This is a genomic window from Sphingobium indicum BiD32 (assembly GCF_000382885.1).
GTDB lineage: Bacteria > Pseudomonadota > Alphaproteobacteria > Sphingomonadales > Sphingomonadaceae > Sphingobium > Sphingobium japonicum_C.
The window spans coordinates 1-8,281 of sequence record NZ_CAVK010000044.1; the positions used below are offsets into that span (position 1 = coordinate 1).

Genomic DNA, 8,281 nt, shown 5'->3' on the forward strand with positions numbered 1-8,281 from the left:
TCAGATGTGTATAAGAGACAGACCGGGAAGGGGCAGCAAAAGCCTATTGCAGCGGCTTGATGAATTTCAGCGTCATGCGATCGCTCTCGCCAATGGCGAGATATTTGTCGCGATCGACATCCTTGTTGGTCAGCACCGGGGGCAGGGTCCAGACGCCCTTGGCCCAGTCAGCTGTATCCTTGGGATTGGCGTTCACCTCCGACGCGCCGACATAGGTGAAACCGGCGGTCTCGGCGATGCGGCGGATGGTCGAGGCCTTGAGATAGCCGCTGGTCTTTTCAAGCGCGCTGTCGCGGCTTTCGGGCAGGCGATGATCGACCACGCCCAGCGTGCCGCCGGGCTTGAGCATCGCGAAGAAGGCCGCGAAGGTCGCTGCCTCCGTCCCGCCCATCACCATATTATGGACATTGCGGAAAGTCAGCACCGTGTCCACGCTGTTGGCGGGGATGGTCGCGGTCGATTCGGGATAGGGGACCACCGTCACCTTGTCATAGACGGTCGGCTTGGCGGCCAGGAATGTCTTGTAACCGTCCAGATAGCGGCCGGTGGGTTGAAGCGCGTAGAATTTGCCCTGATCGCGCAGCAGCGGGGCCAGTATTTCGGTGTACCAGCCACCGCTGGGCGAATATTCCACCACTGTCTGGGTCGGTGTCACACCAAAAAAGCTGAGTGTTTCGGCCGGGTGGCGAAATTTGTCGCGCGGGACATTGGTCGGCGTGCGGCTGGGCGCGGCGATAGCGGCGGCAATCGGGTCAGCCATCTTGTGCGCGGCATGATCGCCATGGCCAGCATGTTGGGCCAGCAGGGGCAAGGCGGGCAGGGCAAGGCCGGTCAGCAGCAGTCCGGCACGGGCGAGACGGTTCATCGGCAGTCCTCTCTTGATAAGTCAGGAGAGGGGTGTGCCGGTCGCGGCACGGCGATGCAAGGGGGCTGGAGGGGAAATCCCCGCCAGCCATATTTCCTTACAGGCAGGCTTCCAGGAAAGGCTGGTCGAAGCCGAACATGCGCGCCTTGTCCAGCGTGTAGGGACGCAGCCCCATCGACCGATATTCGCCGACAATCTTGCCGCTGTCATCCTCATCATGATATTCAAACTTGAACAGTTCCTGGGTGACGATGACTTCGCCTTCCATGCCGATCACCTCGGTCACGTTGGTGATGCGACGCGAACCGTCGCGCAGACGCTTGACCTGGATGATGAGATCCACCGAGTCGGCGATCTGCTTGGAGATCGCTTCCTTGGGGATTTTGATGTCGCCCATCAGGATCATATTTTCCATACGGCCCAGACATTCGCGCGGTGAGTTGGCGTGCAGCGTACACATGGACCCGTCATGACCCGTGTTCATCGCTGCGAGCAGATCGAAACATTCCGCGCCACGAATTTCGCCTAGGATGATACGGTCCGGGCGCATACGCAGGGCGTTCTTGACAAGATCGCCGATGGTGATTGCACCATTGCCCTCCAGATTGGCAGGGCGGGTTTCCAGCGGCAGCCAGTGCGGCTGTTGCAGCCGCAATTCGGCCGCATCCTCGATCGTCAGCACGCGCTCGCCCGGATCGATCATTTTCGACAGGGCGTTGAGCATCGTCGTCTTGCCCGAACCGGTGCCGCCTGAAATCACGATATTGAAGCGACACGCGCCTGCAATCTTGAGCGCCGTCGCCATTTTGGGGGACATGGCTCCCCACTGGGCCAGCATGTCGATGGTGATCGGCTTGGCCGAAAATTTACGAATGGAGATTGCGGTGCCCTTGAGGCTCAGGGGCGGTACGATCACGTTGACGCGGCTGCCGTCGGGCAGGCGGGCGTCGGCCAGCGGCGTGGTCTGGTCGACGCGGCGGCCGACCTTGCTGACGATCCGCTGGGCGATCTGGAACAGATGCTCCTCGTCGCGGAACTTGATCGGGGCAATGACCAGCTTGCCCTTCTTTTCAATATAGGTCTGGTCCGGGCCATTCACCATGATGTCGGTGATGTCCGGGTCGTTCAGCAGCTCTTCGAGCGGGCCAAGGCCCAGCAATTCATCGACCAGCACTTTTTCCAGTGCGAACTGCTCGCGCCGGTTGAGCGTCAGCTTCAGCTCGGCCAGCACTTCCATGATGATCGGACGGAATTCCTCGGCCAGCTCATCCTTGGTCAGCGTCGCGGCGGCTTCTGGATCGACACGCTCCAGCAGGCGGGGAAGCACCTGTTCCTTGATCTTGTGGACGCTGGCCTCGAAACCCTGCGGCCCCGCGTCAGGTACATGCTCGTGATTGGCGCGGTCGGACAGGCGCTGGATGGCATCGGCATTGCGCTGCATCTGGCTGGTCGGCGCGGAGAGCGGATCGAACGACATCTCGCCCGGCAGGGCGGCGATGTCGAGCGGCGGGAACTGGTCGCCGCCACGCGGCTCGTCCTTGGGCGCCCCACCACCCTGCATCGGCCGGGCAACGCCAAAGCCAGGCTTGATGCCAGCAGGTCCATTTTTCCGTCCAAAGGCGCTCATAGGTCTCCGCCAGTAATTCGCGATCGAAGCCGCCCGGAAGAAGGCCGATCAGATAGGGCTTGGGAAGGTGAATAAGATGGAAACTTTGACAAATGGCTAATGCGGCGTTGGCACATCAACAGCGCCAGTAGCAGCAGCGCGATCAGGCTGATCGCCGCGCCCGCGCTCTCCTGCCACAGCCGGACCCGCTCGATGCGATAGGTGCCGGGCCGGGCGTAAAAGCGGATCAGCGGGCCATGGCTGGTCACCGCCTGACCGTCACGGGTCACGCGCCAGATCGGGAAGGCGGCATGGCCGATAGTCACCGGGCCGGGACGGGTGACGGTGATGCTGTCACTGCGCGGGAGGGCGCGGAACGCGGTCAAGTTGACCTTGCGGCCCGACCGCCGGACCAAAGATTGATCGAAAGTTGGCGGCAGATATTCGGGAGCATCGGGCAAACGGAGCGCCAGTCCCTTGAAATCGACGGGTTGTCGCAGACATTCGATCGCTTTGGACGTCCATCCGCCATAGGCGAATAGAGCAAGGCCAGCGGCCAATCCCGCCATCACCGGTTTCATTCTGCTGCCCATCAGCGCGGTGATCGCGGCAAATTCGACGATCCCCAGCAACCGCCATGGAAATTGTGCCTTCATCAGCAGCGGAATACCCCACATGAGCGGGATCAGGCCGAGCGCGGAAATCGCGCCAACCAATGCGATAATGCGCCAGACCGAACGATCCGCCAGAGCGACGATCAACAGCGCCCCTGCCGCGCCGATCAGCGCGGGATCATGAAAGACCAGCGAGTCTGGCCGCAATAGCGACCAGGAGGCTGGCAAGTGCCAGTCATCCCAAAGCCATGTCGTAGAAAGCTGATCCTGCATCGTCAGCGCAGGGAGCAGGTAGATGGCCCCCAGACCCCCGGCGAGCATTCCACTCATCGCCAATGCGCCGACAAAAACGCGATCACGGTCTATGACGATACGCGCGACAGCCAGCGGGCCGATCAGGAACAGGGTTGCCAGCATCGCCAGCGGCAGGTGCGTGAGAATCAGTCCGGCATAGGCAAGAGCAAACAGGACAATGCCGTTGCGCGTGGGCAGCTTCGTAATACCCAGCGCGATTAGCGGTAGCCACATATAGGCGGAAAACTCCGCCAGAGCGCCCCGGACATAGAAGTTCATCAGATGATAGGGCGCGAGCATGTAGAGGATGGCACCGATCAGCGGAAAGGTGCCGCGTTCGCTGAGCCACCGATACATGGCGAGGCCTGAGAGCATCAGAACAGTTCCGCCCGTCAGGTTGATCGCAAGCGCGGCCGATGCCCCCGTCGCAACCCAAACGCCCGCAATCCAGTAGGCCAGTGGTGGGTAGAAGAAAAAGGCCGGACTGCCCAATCCTTCAAAGCTGCCGGGCATCCAGCGAGGATAAAGATGCCCGGCGGCCAGTTGCTCGCCAAACTGCACCGTCCATACATAGCTGTACCGGATATCATCGGTATTGCCCGGTCCCCACAACAGGCTGGGGATCAGGGCGATGATCGCGACGAGCAGGATCAGCAGGGGGGCCAGATAGTCGTTCTTCCGCATCGTCATGTCGCCCCGAATGTCCGCGGCACCATTAACCATGATAATGGTAAACAGGGGGTAAGCGCGACACCAACAGCTAAGGAGCGACGATCGACAATTTTACGAGAAATTAACCAGTTTCGCCAACAATCAGGAAACTGCTCCCTGTGCGAGCCTGAAAGTCAAACCTGCCGATGAAACCCGCGCTCTCGATCGTCATCCCCGTCTATAATGAGCAGGACAGCCTGTCGTTGTTCCTGGAAGCGGCACGTCCGGCAGTGGGGAGCGCGCTGGCGTTGATCGGTCCTGATGCCCATGCCGAATATCTGTTCGTCAATGACGGCAGCAGCGACCGCACCGGTGACATATTGGCGATATTGGCGCGGCTGAACGCCGATGTGCGCTGCGTCACCCTGTCGCGTAATTTCGGCAAGGAAGCGGCGCTTGCGGCGGGGATCGATCATGCCAGCGGCGACGCGGTGATCCCGATCGACGTTGATTTGCAGGATCCGCCCGAAGTGATCGTCGATATGGTCCGTCAATGGCTGGCTGGCGCACAGGTGGTCAACGCCCGTCGCACCGACCGATCGACCGACGGCTGGTTCAAGCGGACGAGCGCGCGTGGTTTCTACCGCTTGCTCAACCGCCTGTCCGATTATCCCATCCCCGAAAATGTCGGCGACTTTCGCCTGCTGGACCGGCAGGCGGTGGATGTCATCAAGCAACTGGGCGAACAGGCCCGCTTCAACAAGGGGCTTTTCAGCTGGATCGGCTTTCGCGTCGCCACCGTCGATTATGTCCGCGCCGCGCGTGGAACGGGCACGACCAAATGGCGGCTCGGCAAGCTCTGGTCGCTGGCGATTGACGGCATCACCGCGTCGACCACCATGCCGCTGCGCATCTGGTCCTATATCGGTGGTGGCATCGCCTGCCTGGCCTTTGCCTATGCCGCCTTTCTGGTCGCGCATACGATCATCACCGGGACCGACACACCCGGCTATGCGTCCATCATGGTCGCAGTGCTGGGCATGGGCGGGCTTAATCTGCTCAGTCTTGGCATTATCGGCGAATATCTCGGCCGGGTCGCGCGCGAAGTGCGGCAACGGCCGCTCTATGTGGTCGCGGACCAGTCAGCCGCGCCGGTCGCCCCCGTCGCCATGCCAATAAGGGATGAGGATCAATGGACCGATCAGCCTATGCGAGCCTGAGCGCGCAGGAGGGGAGCCACTGGTGGTTCGTCGCCCGCCGCGCCATTTTGGACGCGCTGATCCGCAACCGGATTGCGCCGCGCGCCGACGCGCGGATATTGGAGGCGGGCTGTGGCACAGGCGGTAATCTGGCGATGCTCGCCCGTCATGGCAGCGTCGATGCGCTGGAATATGACCGCGAATCGCTCGGCGTGGCCGCATCACGCGGCATCGGCATGGTGAAACCAGGCAGCCTGCCTGACGATATCGGCTTCGGTGACAATCGCTATGACCTCATCGTTCTGCTCGATGTACTTGAGCATGTCGAACAGGATTGCGATTCGCTGGCAGCCTTACGTGAAAGGCTGGCCGATGGCGGCTCACTGCTGCTGACGGTTCCGGCCGCGCCTTGGCTGTGGTCCGACCATGATGTGCTTCACCATCACAAGCGCCGCTACACTTTGGCCAGCCTGTCCACGGTTGCCCGCGCTGCCGGACTCGACGTCAAGGAAGTCGGCTATTTCAACAGCCTTCTTTTCCCGATTGCCGTCATGGCTAGGCTCGTGCAACGTACAACGGGGTACAAGGCGGCTGTGGATTCGCGTCCGCCACGACTCATAAATACCCTGCTTCGCCATATTTTCGGCCTGGAGCGCCATCTGATCGGACGGGTACGCCTGCCTGTCGGCCTATCGGTTTATGCGATCCTGTCCGCTTGATAGCGGCACGTCCGGCTTGTCAGGATGGTGCCATGCGCCATTCCAGCAACGGTCCGGCTCGACAGCGCTTGCACGGTAAGGGTTGGTCGGCCGTACCAGCGACGGCATCCGGTCCAGCGGTGCCAGATAAGTATCTTTGGGCTGAAACCAGAAGCTCCCTTCCCACGCCTTGATGAAACTGCACCGAACCTCCGGCGCGGGGGGATAGACCAGTGCGCGGCGTATCTCCGTCAACGGAGTCATGACGCCGATCGACAGTGCCAAAAGCAACCATGGCCTTGCGGGCGAAACCGTCCGCACCACATCGGCCACCGTCACCGCTAATATCGTCAGTGCGCAGATCGACCCACGCATCATGAAATCGGTGGACGATCCGATCTGAAGGAAAGGGATGGCCAGCAGCCAAAGAGTCAGCACCGCCAGCGAATCTTTCCCAAAGCGCGGCTGGCGCACAAGGAAGGCGAGAGGCAGGACATAGACTAGGATTTCGAGCAGCTCGAACAAGGCCCACTGCAACGGCAAAATCGCGACCAGCTTGGCTCCCACCCCATCGCCCGCCGCGCTCAGATAAAGCAGACCGGGGATGCAAAGCAGGGTGGCGATTGCAGGCAGGGCGATGTCTGCGGGGCGGATGGCACGGGCGCTTAAGCTCCGCACTCCGGCGAGCGCCGCAAAGGGCATCGCGCCGATCAGCCCCAGCGGCGACCAGAGCGCGGTCAGCGGCAACAGCGTCAGATACACGCCCAGCGGCAACTTCTCCGCCCGCCACAACAGAAAGGCCAGCGCGCCGATCCAGCCCGATAGCGCATGTTGCGGCACCCAGAAGGCCAGCGTGATCGTCGATGAATATTGGAGATAGGCCCAGTTTTCGAGATGGTCTGACAATCCACCACGAAACAGGACGCGCCCCAGCGCATCCAGGCCGCTGAACCCGATCACCACGGCCAGCGCAATCAGCCTGGCGCGCCGGGTCGCAAACAGGGTGGACCCCAGCGCCAGCAGCGTGCCGAGCAGCAGGCTGTTCTGCACCAGCAATATGATGTCGCCTGACCGCCCGCCCAGCGCCTTGGCCGCCAGTGCGGGCATCAGGAACATGCCGATCGGCGCGCGCAGCACATCCGGCTCGCCGCGCGCGGTATAGACGAACGGCCAGGGATTGACGCTTATGTCGCGCAGCACCGCGAAGCGGACCTGCCAGTCGATATTGGCGTAGAAAAACCGCCCCTCGCCACCCAGCAACAGCAGCATCGTCGCCACGCCGATGCACAACAGCCATGTCGCAGGCGCCGGCCCGGCAAAGCTGCGCGATGACCGGACGATGGCCACGCACAGCACACCGATCAGCAGCGCGCCCAGCCCATAGGCCCAGAACGGCATGACATCCAGAAAGCGCCACAACAGCAACTGATCGACACCCAGCCAGCCGACCAGCAGCGCAATCAGCCAGCCGCCGGGCAAAGGGTGCGGGAAGGCGCGGGAAGAGGGCGGGGCGATCATCGGCCCTGTTCATGACAAGGCGGGGCGGGGGCGGCAATCAGCGATTAGGACCGCGTAAAAAATATTGCGGCCAGCGTGCGGATTGCCGAGACTGTCTGCTGTAACAGGGGAGGCAGGCGATGCGGGTGATGGTGCTGGTGAAGGCGACGCAGGATAGCGAAACCGGCCTGTTCCCCGAACCCTGGACGAGCGAGATGATGGCGGCAATGGGCCGCTATAATGACGACCTGCGCGATGCTGGCATATTGATCGCCGCCGATGGCCTTACCCCCACTTCGCAGGGCAAGCGCATCGCCTTTGACGGCGCGGATCGCAGCGTGATTGATGGTCCGTTCATGCCCAGCCGCGATCAGGTGGCAGGCTTCTGGCTCTGGAACGTCAAGGATATGGACGAAGCGGTTGCCTGGGCCAAACGCTGCCCCAACCCGATGCCCGGCCCCAGCGAAATCGAAATCAGGCCGTTTTACGAATAGCCCCAACAAAAAGGGGCGCTGTCGAGCGCCCCTTCTGATGACCAGGCCTTTAAGAGCCGGTCGATACGTGCCGTGATCAGCCGGCCTTTTCGGCCAGGACCGTCAGACCCTTTTCATTGACCTCGGCAAAACCGCCCTCGACCGGGATGATTTCGGGCGTGGACCCTGCGGTCGCATAGATCTGGATGCTGCCGTCGCGCACGGTCGACATGAAGGGTGCATGACCCTCCAGCACGCCGAAGTCGCCATCGGTGCCGGGCACCACCACCTGATAGACATCCTCCGACCGGAAGAGCTTTTCGGGGGTCACGAGTTCAAAATGCAGTGCCATTTTCGTTACTCCCCCCTCCCTTTAGGGAGGGG

Annotated in this window: 8 protein-coding genes; 3 read left to right on the plus strand and 5 right to left on the minus strand. The window is 61.9% G+C overall.

Features of this window, described 5'->3' with window-relative positions; genetic code table 11:
- Positions 1 to 43: 43 nt before the first annotated feature.
- The 3 genes from EBBID32_RS04605 to EBBID32_RS04615 all read right to left on the minus strand — a co-directional run bounded on the left by EBBID32_RS04605 (position 44) and on the right by EBBID32_RS04615 (position 4,069).
- Positions 44 to 865: a class I SAM-dependent methyltransferase gene (locus tag EBBID32_RS04605; protein WP_006951507.1), complete on the minus strand. Its 822-nt coding sequence runs from the start codon at positions 863 to 865 to the stop codon at positions 44 to 46.
- Between the two features lie 97 nt (positions 866 to 962).
- The gene (locus tag EBBID32_RS04610) at positions 963 to 2,492 is read right to left on the minus strand and encodes a CpaF family protein (RefSeq protein ID WP_006951511.1); all 1,530 of its coding nucleotides are present in this window, start codon (positions 2,490 to 2,492) and stop codon (positions 963 to 965) included.
- A complete protein-coding gene (locus EBBID32_RS04615) occupies positions 2,489 to 4,069 on the minus strand; it encodes a hypothetical protein (RefSeq protein WP_006951514.1) in 1,581 nt (526 codons plus the stop codon). Before EBBID32_RS04615 ends, EBBID32_RS04610 begins: the two co-directional genes overlap by 4 nt.
- Before the next feature lie 167 nt (positions 4,070 to 4,236).
- Between EBBID32_RS04615 and EBBID32_RS04620 the strand changes: the two genes are divergently transcribed.
- Both EBBID32_RS04620 and EBBID32_RS04625 read left to right on the plus strand, forming a co-directional pair.
- A complete protein-coding gene (locus EBBID32_RS04620; protein ID WP_006951515.1) occupies positions 4,237 to 5,250 on the plus strand; it encodes a glycosyltransferase family 2 protein in 1,014 nt (337 codons plus the stop codon).
- Complete coding sequence (locus EBBID32_RS04625; protein WP_006951516.1) at positions 5,223 to 5,948, plus strand: class I SAM-dependent methyltransferase; 726 nt, start codon at positions 5,223 to 5,225, stop codon at positions 5,946 to 5,948. The genes EBBID32_RS04620 and EBBID32_RS04625 overlap by 28 nt, the downstream gene beginning before the upstream one ends.
- Here EBBID32_RS04625 and EBBID32_RS04630 read toward each other — a convergent pair.
- Positions 5,919 to 7,445 carry a hypothetical protein gene (locus tag EBBID32_RS04630; RefSeq protein WP_006951517.1) on the minus strand — a complete coding sequence of 509 codons (1,527 nt, stop codon included), beginning with the start codon at positions 7,443 to 7,445 and terminating at the stop codon, positions 5,919 to 5,921. The two genes, EBBID32_RS04625 and EBBID32_RS04630, sit on opposite strands and share 30 nt — an antisense overlap.
- Before the next feature lie 119 nt (positions 7,446 to 7,564).
- Between EBBID32_RS04630 and EBBID32_RS04635 the strand changes: the two genes are divergently transcribed.
- Complete coding sequence (locus tag EBBID32_RS04635) at positions 7,565 to 7,918, plus strand: YciI family protein (protein WP_006951518.1); 354 nt, start codon at positions 7,565 to 7,567, stop codon at positions 7,916 to 7,918.
- Positions 7,919 to 7,994: 76 nt separating this feature from the next.
- Here EBBID32_RS04635 and EBBID32_RS04640 read toward each other — a convergent pair whose 3' ends face one another.
- The gene (locus tag EBBID32_RS04640; RefSeq protein ID WP_006951519.1) at positions 7,995 to 8,249 is read right to left on the minus strand and encodes an ATP synthase F1 subunit epsilon; all 255 of its coding nucleotides are present in this window, start codon (positions 8,247 to 8,249) and stop codon (positions 7,995 to 7,997) included.
- Positions 8,250 to 8,281 lie beyond the last annotated feature (32 nt).